This window comes from Bradyrhizobium sp. B120 (assembly GCF_049075665.1).
Lineage (GTDB): Bacteria > Pseudomonadota > Alphaproteobacteria > Rhizobiales > Xanthobacteraceae > Bradyrhizobium.
Genome location: NZ_CP185242.1, coordinates 999,761 through 1,018,857, shown reverse-complemented (window position 1 = coordinate 1,018,857; position 19,097 = coordinate 999,761). Strand labels below are relative to the sequence as shown.

The window sequence follows — 19,097 nt, the reverse complement described above, 5'->3', positions numbered from 1 at the left end:
GCCGCTGCGCGCGACATCACGTGAGATCGAAGGCCTGTGGGAAATGTTCCGGCTTGACCTGCTCCTTCGCGGCGAGTTGTCCGATGCCGGCGAGTTCGTCCATGTTCTTCGGGTCGTCCATCGCTGCGACCTCCACAAGCGCGTCCGGCGTCCGATCGATGCGGAGTTTCTCCTTCAGCCAAGCCGTTTCCAGCAGCACGTTGTAGCGCGCATAGGTCGCGAGTTGCGGCCCGTTCTGGCTGTCCGCAATCATATCCGTCACCGCGCGATCGATCGGCCACGGTGTCAGGCAATTGGTCAGCCATTGCAGCATGCCGTGATTGTGCCGGCTGCAATCGTCCATGAGCGATTGCAGCGAGCGCACACCCTGCTCCGCCGCCGGCATGTGAACGATCTGGTCGGTCGAATAGGTTGCCCTAAATACGCCGGTACCCGCCGAGATCAGCAGCAGCTTGTCCTTGCCGCTATGCCAGCGAAAGCCATGGCCATGGAGTGCCGCGAGCATCAGGAGTTGCAGAGCCGGATCGTTGAACGGGCTGACGCCGCCGTCGACGAAGGCGCCGCTGACCGTGTGGCCGTCGCGCGCCGAGATCGTGATCTCCTCCGGTTTGAAATAGGTTGGCGCCGCGGTGCTGGCGCGCACCACTTGGGTCAGCCGCAACGCGCTGTCCTGCTTGGCAAAGACCGCATCCGGATTGTTGTGCAGCGGCCAGGGACTGCCGGTGTCGAGCCGCTTGGTCATGATCATCAAGCCGGTGCGGATGTGGTCGCTGCCGAGCACCGTATCGGCGCCGAGCTGCGCATCGAGCGCACGCTGCAAGGCGTCGGAATTGAATTTCGGCGCCAGCAGCCCTCGCCGCCAGAACGATTCCTGAAAGATGTCCGTGCCGATCGAGCGATAGAGCTTCTTCAGGGCGTCCACAGTCATGCCGCAGGCAAGCCCGGCAGCGATGATCGATCCCGTCGAGGTACCGCCGATCAGATCGAAATAGTCGCACAGCAACAGGTCGTTGTTCTTGCACCGCTCGCGCAACTGCGTCTCAATCGCGGCCAGGTATTCGAGCGTCAGAATGCCGCGAATGCCGCCACCGTCGAGCGCCAAAATCCGCTTCGGTCCTGCGTCACGATCAAGATGCTGCTGCTTGGTCTTCGGCATGATTGCCCCCGACTATGACTTTTGCTGATCTCGATACGGCCGACCGATCACGGCCGAAGGCTCAATTGATCGTGCATCCAGGCGCGAACGGCGCCAGGCCATGAAATGAAGCGATGCGTTCAAATCGACACATCGGCTGAGTTTCGAAAAATTTTAGCCAGTCCGCACCGGAGCACGACAAGCATCGCGCGCCGGTTCCCTGGGTATCTTGCACATGGCACACCCTAAGGTATAGTGAGATAAATCACTGGCAGGCGTTTTTTCTTTTTCGCGCCCGGCGATCGCACAATTCAGAGACGAGCTATCATTCAGTCCGCGGCAGGACGTGCAGCCGCGGCATTCGGCCGACGAGATACGGCCAGCCGTCGCATCAAATTCATGCAGATCGGAATTTGCCATGCAAAATGATTTCTCGGTCTTTATCAGCCATCGCGCCGAAGACAGATTTCTCGCGCGCCTGTTGAAGGCGCGGCTCGAATATCTCAGCAGCCTGGACGGTCAGCGTTCGGTGGAGTGCTTTGTCTGCGAGGAAATTCCCGGTGGCACGGAATGGCGGCAATGGATGATCGACAACACGGCGAAGGCCGACTGCCTGATCTTCATTCACACCAATGCCGAGCACAATTGGACGTGGTGCGCGTCCGAGATCGCCCAGTTCGATGGCTACAAACGCGCGCTGAAGCTCATGTCAAAGGTGCTGTGGTTCTCGGTCGATAGCTCACCCTCGTTTCCGATGCTGGCGGAAAACGAGTTTTACGGGATCGGCGAGGACGAGGTCCGGCGGTTTCTCGAAGATCTGTTCGTGCGGCCGACCTTCGGTGCCGTGCCGCTGCGGCCGAAACTGAACGCCAATCACGCCCGCGACTTCAACGAGGCGGTGAAGGACCTGCACGCGCAGTTCATGCAGATCACCCGCCCGGAAGAGCTGTTTCGTCTGCGGCTTCGCATCGTGTTCAGCGACGAGTTGTCGTTTCGGCAAAAGGCCGATGCGCTGAAGGCATTGCCGCCGTCAGACCGTGCGCGCGGATTCCTGACGGATGCCAGGCTGGAGGCGGATCCCGCCACCACCACGCTGCTGTCCGGCCCTGATACGGCTGGTCTCGATTGGGAGGACCTGCTCAGCGCACAAAATCGGTATGACAGTGGCGCCTGGCTCGACGAGTTGACGAGCTACGTCGCGAACTCGTTTTCCGACGTGGACATTGCCAGCCGGCGAAACCGCGAGCAGGTCCTCAGTCCGATCTTCCGCGATTTGAAGCTGTATCAACCGGTCATCGCCCGGCTCGAATATCTCGACAACACGCCGTTCTCGGTCGTCATCATCTTCGTGCCGATGCCGCCATTCAGCGAGGATCCAAGACTGATGGTCGCGCAGAACATGCCGAAAGACATCGTCTTCCTCTCAATCCTGCTGCGACTGGCGCGGCGCTTCCGATGGTCGTTTCTCGAGCCGCTGTACAACGCGGTCGAGAACCTGGACGATGACTTCAGCGCCAAGCGATGGGACGATCTGCTGCAGCGCTACCACGAATGCCTGGAAAACCTCGATTCGATCCTGCGACAGGGCAACATGCGCGAACTCGAGACCGTCGGCGACATCAAGTCGACGATCAACATCTCCGACGATTCTCTCTTGAAGGAGATGTTCAAGGATTGGGGGACGTTTCAGACCCGGCTTGCACAGGCCATCGAGAAGAAGTCGCCGGGCGATGTACGGCAGACGCTGGAGCCCTGGCTCAAGCGCAACAAGGACTTCATGAAGCAACTGCTCGTCGAAACCCAGGGCAAGGTGGATAAGCTGCGTCCGCTGGAAGCCCACTAGCGCTTCGGTTCTGATTGAATCAGAGCCGAAGCTCTAGATTGTTGTCTTGACGCGTTTTCTTCACGCGAACCGGTGTCCACTTCGCTCGAAAACGCTCTAGAACGCGCCGGCAGCAGGTCGGCGCGGCCGACCCTTGCGCTCAGATCATCGAAGCGACGCGTTCGAGGCCGATCAGGCGTGCCAGCGAACGGACCTCGTTCTTCTGATCCTCGCGGAGCTGGAACAGCAGCGGCATCGCCGCCGACTTCAGCTGCTGGACTTCCTCGGAGTCGGGATCGATCGGCATGGTTCCCGATGCGGGATCGCCCTGGCGCTTGGCGTGGATTTTGCGCGCGACGGCGCGCAGCGCAGTCTCAACCGCCGGCCAGTAATACTCCTGCGATGACGACAGCTTGAGCCGGTCCTTGATGCCGGCGATCTGCGCGTCGCTGAGCAGGGCGTAGGTCTTCTGCGGCGCCGGCTTGGCGGCCGCCTTGGGCTTCGGCAGCGCGGCGGGGGCTGCCGGCGCCGGTGCGGCGGGCTCGGCGATCTGCGGCTGGGCCGCGTCGACGGGGTCATTGATCTTCGGCAGGCCGATATCGGCAGGCTCGGCGGAAGCATAGGCCTGGCCGCACGGTATCGGTCGCGCCGGGGATCGCGGCTTGCGCCCGCAGCAGGAGCGGCGATGGACTGGCGGGAGGCTCGGCGGGCCGTGGCGCCTCGAAGGCGGCGGTCGCGAGCGTCGCGACCGCGAGCTTGTCCTGCTTGCTGGCGCGATTGGCGACCGGACCAATGTCGGCCTGCGCCGCGGGCAGGCTGTCGCGGCCCAAAATGGCTGTTATCGCGGCGCCGGCGAGGAGGAAGCAGGTCAGCGCGGCGAGGGTGATGGCTCTGGTCAAAAACTACTCCATTCCCGGCCGGTGTTGCCGCAAACTGCGCGAGAAATGCGGCGTTACCGTGCCGTGACAGCGCCAAATAGGTGAAATCGTCCCGAAACGGCCCGAAAATCAGGCTGCGGCGTCAAGCTCATAGGCTTCCTGGATGTCGGCCACGATCTCATGCGCGGTCCAGAGGGCGCCGGGCTGGACCGCGTGCAGGCTGACCGTCCAGTTGGTGCGGCGGGTGCGCGGCGTGCTGACGATGTCGAATTCGACCTGACGGCACAGCGGGTGCCGCTGCAGGGCGTAGAACACGCGGGTCCGGAGATCGTCGAGCGATGCCGGGGTCTTGGTCAGATCCTTGGCGAAGTGCGCCTCAAAAGCCATGTCGCATTCCCACAACTGCCGGGCGGCCAGCCGCGGCGGCAGACCATCTCGTGACGCTATTGTTGGGACTGGCATGGTTAATGCCGCGTTAAGCGGACAGGCGGGACTTGATGGATCAGGCGAGCCGCACCCGCGCGCTCGCCGCCTCGTACTCCGTCGCCGTCAGTGCAACGAGTTCGTCGACGCCAAGCACCCCGGTCACCCCTGAGGTGGAATGACCGCCGCTCCAGATGTCGCGCCAGCGTTTTGGCCGGTTTTCGCGGGCGCCGATGTCGATGTCCTTGCCGATGTCGATCGCGCCGCGCGACGGCAGGTTGTCGGGATCGAGCCCGGCGGCCTCGATCGAGGGCCGCAGCATGTTGGTCTGCAAGCCCGTGAAGGCCGTCGTGAGCAGGATGTCGTCGGCGGTCGCGTCGACCAGCATCTGCTTGTATCTCGCGTCCGCCATGCTCTCGCGCGTCGCGATGAACTTGGTGCCCATATAGGCGAGATCGCAGCCGAGCGCCTCTGCGGCGCGCAGCGCGTGGCCGTCGCTGATGCCGCCGGCCAGCACGATCGGGCCGTCGAAGAATGCGCGCACCGCGCGGACGAACACGAACGGATTGAGCCAGCCGGTCTGCCCGCCGGCGCCCGCGGTGAGCAGCACCAGCCCGTCGGCGCCGGCCGCTGCCGCCCGCTCGGCATGACGGATCGAGGCGACGTCGGCGAACACCAGCGCGCCGGCATCGTGCAGAGGTGCGAGCACCGGCGCCGGCGAGCCGACCGAGGTGATCACGAGTTCGGGCTTGTGCCGCAGCAGCACCGCGAGGTCCTGCGCCAGCCGCGCGTTGGAGCGGTGCACGATCAGGTTCGGACAAATCGGCGCTGCGGCTTTGCCGCTTGCATCGGCATGCGCCTCCAGGCGGCGCGCGATGTCGCCGAGCCAGGCATCGAGCTGTTCCGTCTCACGGCAATTCACCGTCGGAAACGAACCGATCACGCCATTACGGCAGGCGGCTACCACCAGCTCGACACCCGACACAAGAAACATCGGCGCTGCGATCAGCGGCAGCCGAAGGCGATCGCGAAAACGCGCGAGAGGATCAGCGGACAAGTCGTTTCTTCCCTGCATCATTGTGTTAGCGTTGTCGCCAACATTGGCACGCAAGAGGCCAAAGGCAAAGCGGGAGGAGACCACGAGATGAGCAATCCGCTCTATGCATTTCCGGCGGTGTGCGAGCAGACCTTGCGGGCGCTGGCACGCTATCCGTCGCGCACGGCCTTCGCATGGCCGGGCGGCTCGCTCAGCTATCAGGGCGCGACCGATTTGATCGGACGGATGCAGAGCGTGTTCATGCGGCTCGGCTTTGCGCCGGGCACCCGCGTCGCGCTGCTCACCGCCAACCGCGCCGACAGCTGGTGCGCCGGCGTCGCCGCGCAATTGTCACGGCTCGCGATCACCTGGCTGCATCCGCTCGGCTCGCTCGACGACCAGCTGTTCCAGATCGAAGACTCCGAAGCCGAGATGCTGATCGTCGACGGCATCACGTTTCGCGATCGCGGCGGCGAGCTCGCCGCGAAGGCCGCAGGCCTGAAGACCGTGTTCACGCTCGGCCCGGCAGATTACGGTGCCGACCTGTTGCAGGTGGTCGAGGATGCCGGCAGCGCGACCGCGAAGAACTTCGCCCGCGAGGACGACATCTCGACCCTAAACTATACTGGCGGCACGACCGGCAAATCCAAGGGCGCGCTGCGTTATCACCGCGAATATGGCGGCTTCGCCGCCGCCATCCTCGCCGACTTCGAGATTCCCGAGACGCCGCGCTACCTCACGGTGGCCCCCATCAGCCATGTCGCGGGTACAAAAGTGCTGCCGACGCTGATGCGCGGCGGCACCGTGCACATGCTGAAGGGGTTCGATCCGGAGGCGGTGTTCACGACCATCGCGCGCGAGAAGATCAACTTCACGCTGTTCGTGCCGACCATGATCTATGTGATGCTGGATCATCCGGCGCTGCCCAAAACCGACCTCTCCTCGCTCGAGCTGTTGCTCTACGGCGCCTCCGCGATGTCGCCGAGCCGGCTGGTCGAAGGCATCGAGCGGATCGGCCCGGTGTTCTCGCAGCTTTATGGCCAGACCGAATGCTATCCAGTCTCGGTGCTGCGCAAGGCGGACCATGACCCGAAGACGCCGGAGCTGTTCCTGTCCTGCGGCTTCCCGATCACCGCCTGCCAGGTGAAGATCCTCGATCAGGACGACCAGGAGGTCGCGACCGGCGAGGCCGGCGAGATCTGCGTGCGCGCCACGCATGTGATGGCCGAATACTGGAAGCGGCCCGACATCACGGCGGAGACGCTGAAGAGCGGCTGGCTGCACACCGGCGACATCGCCCGCAAGGACGAGCGCGGCTACATGTTCATCCTCGATCGCAAGAAGGACATGATCGTCTCCGGCGGCTTCAACATCTTTCCGCGCGAAGTCGAGGATGTGCTGTCGCAGCACGCCGACGTCGCGATGGTCGCCGTGGTCGGCGTGCCCGACGACAAATGGGGCGAGGCCGTCACCGCCGTCGTGGTGGCACGCGAGGGCGCTGTGCCCGACGCCGACGAGCTGATCAGCCTCGTGAAGGCGAAGAAGGGCTCGGCGCACGCGCCGAAGCAGATCCAGTTCGTCAAGGAGCTGCCGATGACTGGCGTCGGCAAGGTCGACAAGAAGGTGCTGAAAGCGCGCTTCTGGTCCGGCCGCGACCGCATGGTGGGGTGAGCGATCACGCCGCATTCGTCATTGCGAGGAGCGACAGCGACGAAGCAATCCATCTTTCCCCGAGCCGAGACATGGATTGCTTCGCTTCGCTCGCAATGACGTAGACAAAGAGCTGCGAACACCAATGCTCGCCTGTCATCCTGAGGAGGCCGCGCAGCGGCCGTCTCGAATGATCCACGGCCCCGATGTTTCAGCGCGCGTCTCGACCCATCGCGGCAAGAGCCGGGCCGACGCCCTTCGAGACGCCGCTTCGCGGCTCCTCAGGGTGACGGTGAGAGAGCGCTGGGATTTGCGACAGGAGCGAGCCGCTCGCCCCCCTGCCCCAGCAGCTGATCGAGCCGCTCGCGCAGCTGATCCTGGTGGTAGGGCTTGGCCAGCCGCGGCAGGTCGACCTGGGTGCCGTCGGGCAGTTCGGCATAGCCGGTGGCGAGCAGGACGACGAGATGCGGGCGCAACTCGCGCGAGGCCGCGGCGAGTTCGAGGCCGGTCATGCCGGGCATCACGTGATCGGTCATCATCAGGTCGATCTCCTGGTCGCTCCTGAGGATATCGAGCGCGTGCGGTCCGGAACTGGCGCCGATCACGCGATGGCCGAGGTCCTCCAGCATCTCCATGGTCGACATCGCGATCAGCGGATCGTCGTCGACCAGCAGGATCACCGCCGAGCGCTTGACCTTCTGCGCCGCCGGCGCCGGACTCTCGACCGCCGGCGCTGTTGTCGCGACCGGCAGCACCAGCACGGCCGTGGTGCCCTTGCCGACCGCGCTCGACAGCTGCAGCGCGCCGCCGAGCTGCACCGCGAGCCCATGCACCATCGACAGGCCAAGCCCGGTCCCCTTGCCCACCGGCTTTGACGAGAAGAACGGCTCGATCGCCCGCTTCAGCACGTCCGGCGACATGCCGCTGCCGCTATCGACCACCGACAGTTTCAGGTAATTGCCTGGCTGCAGCGCGGGATCGCCCTTGACCTGATCGCTCCTGACCTGATCGCTCTTGGCTTGATCGTTCTTGGCTTGATCGTTCTTGGCCTGCCAGGCCGCGAGGCGGATCTCGATCACGCCGCCATCCGGCATCGCATCGCGCGCGTTGATCGCAAGGTTGAGCACCGCAAGCTCGAGCTGGTTGGTATCGACGCAGGCCGCCGGCAGTCCGTCCGGGATGTCGAGCCGCAGCGTGATGCGCGGCCCAAGCGAGCGCTCGAGCAATTCGCTCATGTCGCGCACCAGTGCGCCGAGATCGACCGGCACCGCGCGCAGATCCTGCTGCCGTGCGAAGGCCAATAGCCGCTGCGTCAGCGAGGCGCCGCGCTCGGCGCCTTGCAACGCGCCGTCGACCAGCCGGCGCAGGCGCGGGTCCTCCGGCAACCGCTTGCGCAGCAGATCGAGATTGCCCATCACCGCCATCAGCAGATTGTTGAAATCGTGCGCGACGCCGCCGGTAAGCTGACCGATCGCCTCCATCTTCTGCGCATGGCGGAGCTGTTCCTGCGCCCGTTCACGCGCGGCGACCTCCTTCATCAGGTCGGCGGTGCGCTGCTCGACCCGCTGCTCCAGCGTCGCGGTGAGCTCGGCAAGCGCGGTGCGTTCCGCGGCGAGCTGCGCCAGCAGCGCCTCGCGCTCGATCTCCGCGATCTTGCGCGCGGTGATGTCGGAGCAGACCCCGACCAGCGACCGGATGCTGCCGTCGGGCCGGCGTACCGCGCGGGCGCGGACATCGAGCCAGTGCTGGGTGCCGTCGGGCCAGATGATGCGATACTCGATCCGGTAATCCGCGCCGGTGCGCAGCGTTTGCTCGACGGTTTCGCTGCGGCGGGCGCGGTCATCGGGATGCACCGCCTCGAGCAGATCCTGATAGGTGAAGGGACCGCGAGGCTTGCGCCCGAAAAATGTCTTGCAGGTCGGCGACGCCTCGAGCTCGAAATCCGGCAGATGAAGTTCGAGCGCGCCGAGATGGCCGGCATCGAGCGCGGTCTGCAACAGGTCTTCGCTCTCGGTCAGGTCTTCCAATATCTGGCGGGTCTGGTACTGGCGGCGGCGGCCGCGCACCGCCGCGGCGACCAGGCTCACCAGCGTGGTCGGATGGAACGGCCGCTCGATGAAGGTGACATTGCCGAGCGCGCGGCCGAGCCGCGCCGCTTCGGGATTGCGTTCGGGCCCGCCCTTCTCGCTCATCAGCACGATGGGAAAATCCGACCATGACGGCTGCTCGTTCAGCCAACGCGTCAGGCCGGCAAGGTCGGCGGTCCTGATCGCCTCATCGGCAATGATGGCAAGACCCGCCCCGCTCGCGACCTGGTGCTCGAGCTCGGCGAGGTCGCCGCAGATGTTGGCGTAGTAGCCGGCTTCCTTGATCAGGTGGGCGGTCTTGACGGCGTCCCGCTCGCTCGCGGCGAGGATGACCGCGCGTTCCGAGGACGGGCCGGGCTTCACTGCGAGGCTCCGGGCCGCTCCGGAGCGCCGATACCATCAACCCGCAACGCACGGGGCCGCCGGACGGCCTTGGCCAGGAAACCGGCGGCGAGATCGATGCGCGTCATGACACCCCCCTAACGAGACCAAAACTCGTTGGTGCCGCCAACCGTTCCGGACGCGCAGGGGTATTTTTGCACAAGGGCGGCCGCTGCGGGCTGCCCTTCTCTCCAGCGTGGTGGTTGAAACCGGCCCGGCGCTAGCGCCGCTCGATCACGAGGCTCTGGACGGTACGGCCGAAATAGCCGCTGATGTCGGCGAGCCGCGACATTGCAAGCCCTGCGCCGTCAGGCCCGATCCAGGACTCGCTATCGAGCAGGACCCAGTCGCCGACCGGCTCGCGCGCCAGGCTCACGGTGAGATCGGCGTTGATGAAGGTCCACTGGCTGAAATCGAGCGCCGGCGAAACGCCGTTCGAGAAATCCGAGGCGACCACCGCACGCGTCGCCTGCGAAACGGCGACGCCTGCGATCAGCGGCTGGTTGACGCGGAACCAGATCGCGCCCGGGCCCAGCACGCCGAAGCGGCCGCGCGCGGCGCGCATCGAGATGTTTTTCACGAACGGACTGTTCGCGAGATTGCCCGGCTCGACGATGCTTTTGTCGGGGCCCGGCAGATCGACCGGAAGGGCCGCGACATCCGGCGGCAGCTCGGCCGCCTGCTGCTTGATCTTGAGCACGGTGGCCGAGACGACGAGAACGCCGTCGGCGAGCAGCCTGACAGCGCAGAGCTGGATCTTGCGGCCGTCGCGCAGGATCTCGCTCGAGACCGTCAGCGGCGCCACCGGCACCGGACGCATCAGGTCGATCGTGACCCGCGCGATCCGCATCGGCACCGACGTCGGGATGGCTTCTGCGGCCCACACCACCAGCGCGGCCGGCGCGGAACCGTGCTGCATCCGCGGGTCCCATGGACCCGCGGCATCGGGACTGGTGACGACGCGGTCACCGTCAACGCGAAAGATCGGCTCCATCAGAGCATGATCCGGAAAAGTGTGGAGCGGTTTTCCCCGCGACAAACGCGAAGCGTTTGCGCGTAGATCATGCTCAAACAGAAAGCTAAAGCGCGGTGATCCATCTTGGTCACCGTGCTTTAGGCAAGCGCCGGATCGACCGCTTCGTCATACTCTTTCTTGAACCGACCAATCAGCTCGGCCGCGGGCACCACCTTGGAGATGCTGCCGACGCCCTGGCCGGAGCCCCAGATCTCCTTCCACGCCTTCGGCTTGGCGCGCTCTCCGGAGGAGTCGGTGCCGAAGCTCATCTTCGAGGGATCGGAGGTCGGCAGGTTTTCCGGATCCATACCGGCGGCGACGATCGACGGCTTCAAATAGTTGCCGTGCACGCCGGTGAACAAATTGGAGTAGACGATGTCCTCGGCGGACGAATTGGTGATCATGCTCTTGTAGCCCTCGACCGCGTTTGCCTCTTTGGTCGCGATGAAGGCGGAGCCGATATAGGCGAAGTCGGCGCCGATGATGCGCGCCGCGCGAATGGCGCGGCCGTTGGCGATGGTGCCCGACAGCGCGATCGGCCCGTCGAACCACTGCCGCGTCTCCGACACGAACGGGAACGGCGACAGCGTGCCGGCATGACCGCCTGCGCCGGCCGCGACCAGGATCAGGCCGTCGGCGCCCTTCTCGATCGCCTTGTGCGCGAACTTCTGGTTGATCACGTCGTGGAACACGATGCCGCCCCAGCCGTGGACCGCCTGGTTGAGCTCCTCGCGCGCGCCGAGCGAGGAGATGATCATCGGCACCTTGTGCTTCTCGCAAAGCGCCATGTCGTGATCGAGCCGGTTGTTCGACTTGTGCACGATCTGGTTCACCGCGAACGGCGCTGACGGGCGCTCCGGATGCGCCTTGTCGTAGGCGGCAAGCTCTTCCTTGATCCGGTACAGCCATTCGTCGAGCAGTTCGGGCGGCCGCGCGTTCAGCGACGGAAACGAGCCGACCACGCCGGCCTTGCACTGGGCGATGACGAGGTCGGGCACCGAGATGATGAACAGCGGTGCCCCGATCACGGGAAGAGACAGGCGGCCCTTGAACAGAGCAGGCATGGACATTGGCGGCGGATCCTCAAGTTGGTTGGTCGCGATGCTGACCGTCATACCAACAAGGCAATCTTTCCAGTGTCAAGTATTGCGTTACGGCGCTGCAAAAAGGATGACAAAACCTCATCCAGATGCCGTGTTTTCGGGCGCATCTGGCATCCCAGACGCGGTTTCGACCGCCTCTACTGGCAGACCGCCCGTGTCACGAAATTTTCCGTCTTGCAATCGTTCGGCCCGCGCTTGTGGCCCGGCAGATAGACCAGCGGCGAGCATTTCTCGGAGGCGTCGGTATCGATGCTCTTGCCTTCCTTGAACCCCTTGCTCTGGCACAGCCGGTCGGCGCCGATCTTGCAGTCCGGCGCGCCGTTCGAGGCCACCACGCAGGCGGCGCGCCCGGTCACCATCGTCGAGGGGCGCGCGATGTTCGACAGATCGTTGATGGTCTCGCTGGGGCTCTTCAACGACGGCAGCGCCGACTTCGACTTCTCGAACAGCTTTCCGATTTCGTTGATCAGTCCGGGATTCTCGCGCTCGACCGGCGCCGGCGGCAGCTCGATCTGTTGTTGCTGCGGAGACTCAGCCGGCTGCTGCGCCGGCGACTGCACGCCGAGCGCGGGCGGCGCAGTCTGCGCCCATCCACCGTCGATCGCAGGCAGCGCCATCGACAGCGCAAGGCCCGCCATCGCAACGCGCGCCTTGGCGGGATTGAGTCTCGTGAGATTCACCGGTCGTCGATTCCATCAGCCAACGCAGCGACCGTAGTCCGAAGCCGTCCGCGAGCAAAGACGCGAACAGCTAGAACTTTGGTTAGAGCGCTTTCGAGCGAAGTGGATACCGGTTCGCGTGAAGAAAACGCGTCGAAACAACAAGCTAGAGCTTCAGTTCTGATTCAATCAGAACCGAAGCTCTAGATCAGCTTGAATGCGACGACAAAGCCCAGCACCAGCACGATCGCGCCAATCGCGACCCACAGGCCGAGCCGCTTCTCGAGCTCGGCGCGGATGACATCGCCATAGCGGTTGAGCAGCACCGCGACGAAGAAGAAGCGGCCGCCGCGTGCGACGATCGAGCACAGGATGAACAGCCAGATGTTGTAACCGGCAAAGCCCGACGTGATCGTCACCAGCTTGTAGGGGATCGGCGTCAGCCCCTTCACCAGGATGATCACGGCACCCCACTCGGCATAGGAGGCGCGGAACGCGTCGACCTTGTCGGAGAGGCCATAGAGATGGATCAGCCACTGCCCGAGCGAGTCGTAGAGCAGCGCGCCGATCGCGTAGCCGAGCACGCCGCCGGCAACCGACGCGACGGTGCAGACGGCCGCGAACCACCAGGCCCGCTTCGGCCGCGCCAACGACATCGGCAACAGCATGATGTCAGGAGGGATCGGGAAGAAGGAGCTCTCGGCGAAGGCGACGGCCGCGAGAATCCAGAGTGCGTAGGGCTTGTCGGCCGCCGCGACGCACCAGTCGTAAATCCGTTTCAACATGGGCGCGATGAACCATCGTGGAGCGGATTTGTCCATGCCGGGAATGGATCGAATTTGGTTGATTTACGGCTGCCGTTTGCGCAGCCGGTTCTCCAGCGCGACAATTCGACGCCGAACCACCGGAACGGGCGCGGTCTTGGGGAGCTTAACTGGCGACTTCGGCAGCTTCTCGGCGATCCCGAGCAGCCGCTCGCGCCGCTCCATCTCGCGCCAGACATCCCCCGGCTTCACGCCGGCCGATGCCCATAGAACGGTGAGATTGTAGAGCAGGTCCGCGCTCTCGCGGACGACGGCGTCCGGCTTGCCGCTGACGGCGTCGATCACGACCTCGATCGCTTCCTCGGCGAGCTTTTTGGCCATCTTGGCCGGCCCGCGCTGGAACAGCCGTGCCGTGCGCGACGTAGCCGGATCAAGATCCTTGGCCGCGATCACCGCCTGGTAAAGCCGCTCGATCGAATCACTCATCCTTTGAGCCTAATCGAAGCGCGTCGCCAGCGTGTTAACGGGCGAGCCGACAACGAAAAATCCACCGGCCTCGCAGCCGGTGGATTCGATCCTTTGTGACAGTTCCGAGAACTGACGATGCGTGTCAGTACGGCGTATAGGGCAGTGCCGAGCGGCGCCCGTAATAGCCGTGATAACCATAATACGGTCCGCCGCCGTAATAGGCCGGGCCACCACCATAATAGGCGGGACCGCCGTAGTAGCCCGGGCCGCCGTCGTAGTAGCCATAGGAGTCGTAATAGTCGCGACGGCTCTGGGTTGCGGCGATCGCCAGACCCGTGCCGACGATCCCGGCGAACACAGCCGCAGCGGCGGCGCCACCGCCTCCGCCACGATAGTAGCGACGGCGCGCGCTGATGTCGGTCGCGCCGCTCGTGCCGTGCGATGTGGTTACAGCGGCCGCCTTGCCCGCCGGAGCAGAGCCTGCGAACGCCATCGTCGGCTCAACGGCCGTCAACGCCACCGCGGCAACCGTTGCCAATGTGGCTGCGCGGCCAATGGACGAAAAAACACCCTTTCGCGCAAACATTGTAGTCATCCTTTGTGGAAGCCGGCCCGACGGGCCCTGGTGAGCTAACCACTACCCCAAGATTAGGTTCCCCAAACCGAATGCAAGCTGAACAACCCCGGGGTTAAATCATGGCAGTCATCGGCCGTTCACCTTGCCTGGGGCAGGATGCCAGCAAATAACGCTTGAAATTGATGCTTGAATTGCACCCTGCCCTGGCGCATTCGATGTCATGAAGCAGGCGCAGCCGGCGCGGCACTTTGTCTCGCCTCCCGGATGTCATGATGCAGGTAAGTCGGACCACCGTTCTCCGCTGGATACTCGCCGGCATGATCGGCCTTTCGGGCGGCGTGTGGCCGGCCGTCACACCGCTGCGCGCCGGCGATGCGCCGCAGCCGCTCACCATCCAGTTCACACTCGACCGTCCGCCTGACGCCGCCGCGGCGCCATTCGTGATGGCGTCGGCCGGCGGCCTGTTCAGCGCCGAGGGCCTTGCGGTCGGCACCAACGTCGCCACCAGTTCGGCGGACGCCATCGCGCGCGTCGCCGACGGCTCGAGCGACTTCGCCCTCGTCGACATCAACTCGCTGATCCGCTTTCGCGACAAGCCTGGTGCTGCCGCTGTCAAGGCGGTGTTCGTGCTGTTCAACCAGGCGCCTTATGCGATCATTGCCCGCAAGAGCAGGGGCATCCAGGTGCTGACCGACATCCAGGGCAAGAACCTCGGCGTCGCCGAGGGCGACCTTTCGATCCGGCTGTGGCCCGCGGTCGCCAGGCAGAACGGCATCAAGCTCGCGAGCGTGAAGCAGAACACGATTAGCGCCGCGGTACGCGAGCCGATGCTTTCCGCGGGCCAAATCGATGCCGTGACCGGCTTCTCCTATCTCTCCGCAATCAATCTGCGCGATCGCGGCGTGCCCGCCGACGATCTCGCGGTGCTGCGCTTCGCCGACTATGGCTGCGAAGCCTATGGCTTTGCCGTGATCGTCAGCCCGCGCCTTGCGGCGGCGAAGCCGGACGCGGTGAAAGGCTTCGTGCGCGCGGTGATCGGCGGCACCAACCTCGCGGTCAAGGACCCGGCCCGCGCGGCGAGCGAGGTGGTGAGCCGGATGGATGGCGGTTCGCGCGACCTGGAGCTCGAGCGGCTGGGCGCCATCATCCGCGACAACATCCTGACCGGCGAGGTGAAGCGTAACGGCCTCGGCGGCATCGAGCCGGAGCGCTTCGAGCGGTCGGTCGACCAGCTCGCGGAGGACTTCAAATTCCAGAAGCGGCCGCACGCCGCCGACATCTTCGACGACCAGTTCTTGCCGCCGATCGACGGCCGGCTGGTCAATTAAAGCCTGCGAATGCACGACCGACGAGCGGCACTAAACACTCAGTGTCGTCCCTGCGAAAGCAGGGACCCATTACCACCGAAGGCCATTGTTGCGCAGCGCTGGGGCTCCAGCCTTCCTCAACAATCCAACCCCGTGGTTATGGGTCCCTGCTTTCGCAGGGACGACACCGGATGTGTTGCACCGCTGTTCAACCCATCACCCTGAGCATGACGCGCTGTCACCGCTGGCCCTCGCTGGCGAACCCTGATTAAATTGCGTCCCGCCTGACCGGGCGCCCACCGCTGACGAGTCCCGCCGGCATGTCCATGCTTCGCCTCTATACCCGCGTCCTCGAACTGCTCGGCAAGGAGGCGCGGCTCGGCTGGATCCTCGCCGCCGCCAACATGCTGCTCGCCACCGCGCAATTCGCCGAGCCGGTGCTGTTCGGCAAAATCGTCGACGTGCTGTCGGGCCGGCCGGTCACCGGGCTGTTCGCGACCTCCTCGGCATGGCCGCTGCTCGCGGCGTGGGCGGCATTCGGCCTGTTCACGATCGGCTGCAGCGCGATCGTCGCGTTGCAGGCCGACCGGCTGGCGCACCGCCAGCGCCAGGCCGTGCTGACGGATTATTTCGAGCACATCCTGCAGCTGCCGCTGACCTTCCACTCCGGTACCCATTCCGGGCGGCTGATGAAGGTGATGCTGAACGGCACCGACGCGCTGTGGCGGCTCTGGCTCGGCTTCTTCCGCGAACACTTCGCCGCCATTGTGTCGCTGATCGTGCTGCTGCCGCTCGCGCTCTACATCAACTGGCGACTGGCGATCCTGCTGTTCGCGCTCTGCGTCGTGTTCACCGTGCTGACCACGCTGGTGGTGCGCAAGACCTACGGCATGCAGAGCGAGGTCGAGGCCTATTACAGCGACCTCTCGGCGCGCGCCTCCGACGCGCTCGGCAATGTCGCGCTGGTGCAGAGCTTCGTGCGGATCGATTCCGAGGTGCAGGGCCTGCGCTACGTCGCCGACAAGCTGCTCGCGGTGCAGATGCCGGTGCTGTCATGGTGGGCGCTGGTCACCGTGATCACGCGCGCCTCGACCACCATTACGGTGCTCGCGATCTTCACGGTCGGCATCGCGCTCCACAATGAGGGCCTCACCACGGTCGGCGAGATCGTGATGTTCGTCTCGTTCGCCACCATGCTGATCCAGAAGCTCGAGCAGGTGGTGAGCTTCATCAACAATGTGTTCATGGAAGCGCCGCGGCTGCAGGAATTCTTCGACGTGCTCGATGCGGTGCCGGCGGTGCGCGACCGGCCCGGCGCCGTCGATCCCGGCCGGCTGTCGGGGCTGGTCGAATTCAACGACGTCTCGTTCTCCTATGACGGCAAGCGGCCGGCGATCGAGGACCTCAGCTTCACCGCATTGCCCGGCCAGACCATCGCGCTGGTCGGCTCGACCGGCGCCGGCAAATCCACCGCGATCGCGCTGCTGCATCGCGCGTTCGATCCGCAATCCGGCATCATCGAGATCGACGGTATGGACATCCGCGCGCTGAAGCTGACGGCGCTGCGGCGGAACATCGGCGTGGTGTTCCAGGAGGCGCTGCTGTTCAACCGCTCGCTCGCCGACAACCTGCGCGTCGGCAAGCCCGATGCGACCGATGAGGAGCTGCGTACCGCCGCGGCGCGCGCGCAGGCGCTGGATTTCATCGAGCGCAGCGAAAAGAAGTTCGACACCCATGCCGGCGAGCGCGGCCGCATGCTGTCCGGCGGCGAGCGGCAGCGGCTGTCGATTGCGCGTGCGCTGCTCAAGGATCCGCCAATCCTGATCCTCGACGAGGCAACCAGCGCGCTCGACGCCGTCACCGAGGCCAAGGTCAATGCTGCTCTCGACGAAGTGATGAAGGGCCGCACCACCTTCGTGATCGCGCACCGTCTCTCGACCATCCGCTACGCCACCCGCATCCTGTTGTTCGACCAGGGACGGGTGATCGAAAGCGGAACTTTCGATGAACTGGTGGCGAAAGGCGGGCGTTTTGCCGAACTGGCGCGGGCCCAGTTCATGGTCCAGGAACAGGCGCGCGCCGGCATCGAGGCACCATAATTCTGCCCTTTCCAATTGAGGCGGCTGCCGAAATTCAGCCGATTTCGTCCACGATATAATTGGGCGGCCTCTGTTCTCAGCTGGCAAGCCGGTATAGGTTTGCATCGCCGCAATGCGGCGCCGGACACGCTTGAAACCCGTACGTCACATCGCAAGACCTCCTTCTTGAAGGCGGGTCTCAAAGGACCGGAACCGTCGTGTATTTTCCTCGCCCGCTGCGCCCGTCGTTGAAATGGATTCTGGCCACAGCGATGCTCGCCATCGCAACGCCGCAGATCGCGCAGGCCGAGGCGCTGCTGGTCGTCGAGGCCGATACCGGAAAGGTGCTGCAGGCCGACAACGCCACGATGCCGTGGTATCCGGCCTCGCTCAGCAAACTGATGACCGCCTATGTGACGCTGAAGGCGGTCAAGGATGGCCGCGTCTCGCTCGACACGCTGCTCACGGTGTCGCCGACCGCGTCATCGCAGTCGCCTTCGAAGATGGGCCTTCGGCCCGGCACCCAGGTCACCGTCGACAACGCGCTGAAGATGATGCTGGTGAAGTCGGCCAACGACATGGCCGTGGTGCTGGCCGAGGGCATCGGCGGCTCGATCGACGGCTTTGCCGGCGAAATGAACCAGACCGCGCAAAAGCTCGGCATGACGCAAACGAGCTACGTCAACCCGAACGGCCTGCCCGCCGACGGCCAGATCACCTCGGCGCGCGACATGGCGATCCTCGCCCGCGCCATCATCCGCGACCTGCCGGAATACGAGTATTTCGTCCACATCCCGTCGATCCGCTTCGGCCGCCGCATCACCCAGAACTTCAACAAGCTGATCGGCCGCTATCCCGGTGCCGACGGCTTCAAGACCGGCTTCATCTGCGCCTCCGGCTACAATCTCGTGGCGTCGGCGACACGCGACGGCAAGCGGCTGATCGCCGTGGTGCTCGGCGCCTCCTCGGGCCGCATGCGCGCGATCCGCGCCGCGCAGCTTTTGGATCGCGGCTTTGCCAATAACGGGCTGGCGTGGCTGCGGCCCTCGCTCGGCACCGTCGACAATCTGGTGCCGATCGATTCCACCCCGCCGAACCTGCGCGAGGAGATGTGCGGCGCCAAGCACAAGCGGCCCGCCAGCGACGAGGATGGAGAAGACACCGTCGCCAGCGCCGGCGCGAGCACCAACGGCGACAGCGGCGTGAGCTTCTTCGCCTCGGGCCTGCAGGCCGCGATGCCGACAAAACCGGCCGACATGCTGGCGCAGCCGGCGGCGGCGTCCGAGCCGGTCGTGGTTTATACGGGGCCGACCAAGACCGGCGCTGCATTGATCGCCGCGGTCGACGCCGACACCGAGAAGCTGCAGCCGGCCAAGCGCGCCAAGGGCAAGCACACCCGTGTCGCCGGCAAGAAGTCCGACGCGGCTGATGACGCCAAGGGTGACGGCAAGAGCGCGTCCAAGTCGGACAACAAGCCGGCGGCCAAGCCGGTGCGTCACGCCAACGCCAAGCCGGATGCCGCAGTTGCGAAGCCCGCCGCGGACAAGCCGGCCGCCGCAAAGCCTGCCAGCAAGCCGGCGGCGGCAAAGCCTGCTCCAAAGCCCAAGGCCGAGAAGCCCAAGGCTGAGAAGCCAAAAGCCGACGCCAAGCCGGCAGGCTAGCAGGGCGCCACCCCCTCCGATCTCCCAATGCGTCGATAGCGCGCAGCGGCTTG

General features: G+C 65.0%; 15 protein-coding genes and 1 pseudogene. 5 read left to right on the top strand and 11 right to left on the bottom strand.

Annotation, left to right across the window (positions count from 1 at the left end; genetic code table 11):
• Window positions 1-16 precede the first annotated feature (16 nt).
• Window positions 17-1,156 (bottom strand): patatin-like phospholipase family protein, encoded by a 1,140-nt coding sequence (locus tag ACOIX3_RS04760; protein ID WP_420968638.1) that lies wholly within the window; start codon window positions 1,154-1,156, stop codon window positions 17-19.
• Between the two features lie 397 nt (window positions 1,157-1,553).
• Between ACOIX3_RS04760 and ACOIX3_RS04755 the strand changes: the two genes are divergently transcribed.
• Window positions 1,554-2,978: a toll/interleukin-1 receptor domain-containing protein gene (locus tag ACOIX3_RS04755; RefSeq protein ID WP_420968637.1), complete on the top strand. Its 1,425-nt coding sequence runs from the start codon at window positions 1,554-1,556 to the stop codon at window positions 2,976-2,978.
• A 139-nt stretch (window positions 2,979-3,117) separates the two neighbouring features.
• Here the strand turns inward: ACOIX3_RS04755 and ACOIX3_RS04750 are convergent.
• From ACOIX3_RS04750 to ACOIX3_RS04740, 3 genes and pseudogenes are all read right to left on the bottom strand, one after another.
• Window positions 3,118-3,856, bottom strand: a pseudogene (locus ACOIX3_RS04750) (hypothetical protein).
• A 108-nt stretch (window positions 3,857-3,964) separates the two neighbouring features.
• Window positions 3,965-4,222: a hypothetical protein gene (locus ACOIX3_RS04745; protein ID WP_420968636.1), complete on the bottom strand. Its 258-nt coding sequence runs from the start codon at window positions 4,220-4,222 to the stop codon at window positions 3,965-3,967.
• 115 nt (window positions 4,223-4,337) lie between these two features.
• Window positions 4,338-5,336 carry an NAD(P)H-dependent flavin oxidoreductase gene (locus ACOIX3_RS04740; RefSeq protein WP_420968635.1) on the bottom strand — a complete coding sequence of 333 codons (999 nt, stop codon included), beginning with the start codon at window positions 5,334-5,336 and terminating at the stop codon, window positions 4,338-4,340.
• Between the two features lie 66 nt (window positions 5,337-5,402).
• On the opposite strand from ACOIX3_RS04740, the gene ACOIX3_RS04735 reads away from it, so the two are divergent.
• On the top strand, window positions 5,403-6,965 hold the full coding sequence (locus ACOIX3_RS04735) for an AMP-binding protein (protein WP_420968634.1): 1,563 nt from the start codon (window positions 5,403-5,405) through the stop codon (window positions 6,963-6,965).
• Window positions 6,966-7,225: 260 nt separating this feature from the next.
• Here the strand turns inward: ACOIX3_RS04735 and ACOIX3_RS04730 are convergent, their stop codons facing one another.
• The 7 genes from ACOIX3_RS04730 to ACOIX3_RS04700 all read right to left on the bottom strand — a co-directional run bounded on the left by ACOIX3_RS04730 (window position 7,226) and on the right by ACOIX3_RS04700 (window position 14,007).
• Window positions 7,226-9,394: an ATP-binding protein gene (locus ACOIX3_RS04730; RefSeq protein WP_420968633.1), complete on the bottom strand. Its 2,169-nt coding sequence runs from the start codon at window positions 9,392-9,394 to the stop codon at window positions 7,226-7,228.
• 238 nt (window positions 9,395-9,632) lie between these two features.
• Window positions 9,633-10,406 (bottom strand): thioesterase family protein, encoded by a 774-nt coding sequence (locus ACOIX3_RS04725; RefSeq protein WP_420968631.1) that lies wholly within the window; start codon window positions 10,404-10,406, stop codon window positions 9,633-9,635.
• A 119-nt stretch (window positions 10,407-10,525) separates the two neighbouring features.
• Window positions 10,526-11,497, bottom strand: a complete 972-nt coding sequence (locus tag ACOIX3_RS04720; RefSeq protein WP_420968630.1) for an NAD(P)H-dependent flavin oxidoreductase — start codon at window positions 11,495-11,497, stop codon at window positions 10,526-10,528.
• 170 nt (window positions 11,498-11,667) lie between these two features.
• Window positions 11,668-12,168 carry a hypothetical protein gene (locus ACOIX3_RS04715; protein WP_420971974.1) on the bottom strand — a complete coding sequence of 167 codons (501 nt, stop codon included), beginning with the start codon at window positions 12,166-12,168 and terminating at the stop codon, window positions 11,668-11,670.
• 224 nt (window positions 12,169-12,392) lie between these two features.
• Window positions 12,393-12,974 carry a YqaA family protein gene (locus ACOIX3_RS04710; protein WP_212314108.1) on the bottom strand — a complete coding sequence of 194 codons (582 nt, stop codon included), beginning with the start codon at window positions 12,972-12,974 and terminating at the stop codon, window positions 12,393-12,395.
• Between the two features lie 63 nt (window positions 12,975-13,037).
• Window positions 13,038-13,439 carry a phosphoribosyl-ATP diphosphatase gene (hisE, locus tag ACOIX3_RS04705; RefSeq protein WP_420968629.1) on the bottom strand — a complete coding sequence of 134 codons (402 nt, stop codon included), beginning with the start codon at window positions 13,437-13,439 and terminating at the stop codon, window positions 13,038-13,040.
• A 124-nt stretch (window positions 13,440-13,563) separates the two neighbouring features.
• Window positions 13,564-14,007 carry a hypothetical protein gene (locus ACOIX3_RS04700; RefSeq protein ID WP_420968628.1) on the bottom strand — a complete coding sequence of 148 codons (444 nt, stop codon included), beginning with the start codon at window positions 14,005-14,007 and terminating at the stop codon, window positions 13,564-13,566.
• A 263-nt stretch (window positions 14,008-14,270) separates the two neighbouring features.
• On the opposite strand from ACOIX3_RS04700, the gene ACOIX3_RS04695 reads away from it, so the two are divergent.
• From ACOIX3_RS04695 to ACOIX3_RS04685, 3 genes are all read left to right on the top strand, one after another.
• Window positions 14,271-15,326, top strand: coding sequence for an ABC transporter substrate-binding protein (locus tag ACOIX3_RS04695; RefSeq protein WP_420968627.1), 1,056 nt, complete (start codon window positions 14,271-14,273; stop codon window positions 15,324-15,326).
• Between the two features lie 299 nt (window positions 15,327-15,625).
• Window positions 15,626-17,404: a glucan ABC transporter ATP-binding protein/ permease gene (locus tag ACOIX3_RS04690; protein WP_420968626.1), complete on the top strand. Its 1,779-nt coding sequence runs from the start codon at window positions 15,626-15,628 to the stop codon at window positions 17,402-17,404.
• 251 nt (window positions 17,405-17,655) lie between these two features.
• Window positions 17,656-19,044: a D-alanyl-D-alanine carboxypeptidase family protein gene (locus ACOIX3_RS04685; protein ID WP_420968625.1), complete on the top strand. Its 1,389-nt coding sequence runs from the start codon at window positions 17,656-17,658 to the stop codon at window positions 19,042-19,044.
• The last annotated feature ends 53 nt before the right edge of the window (window positions 19,045-19,097 follow it).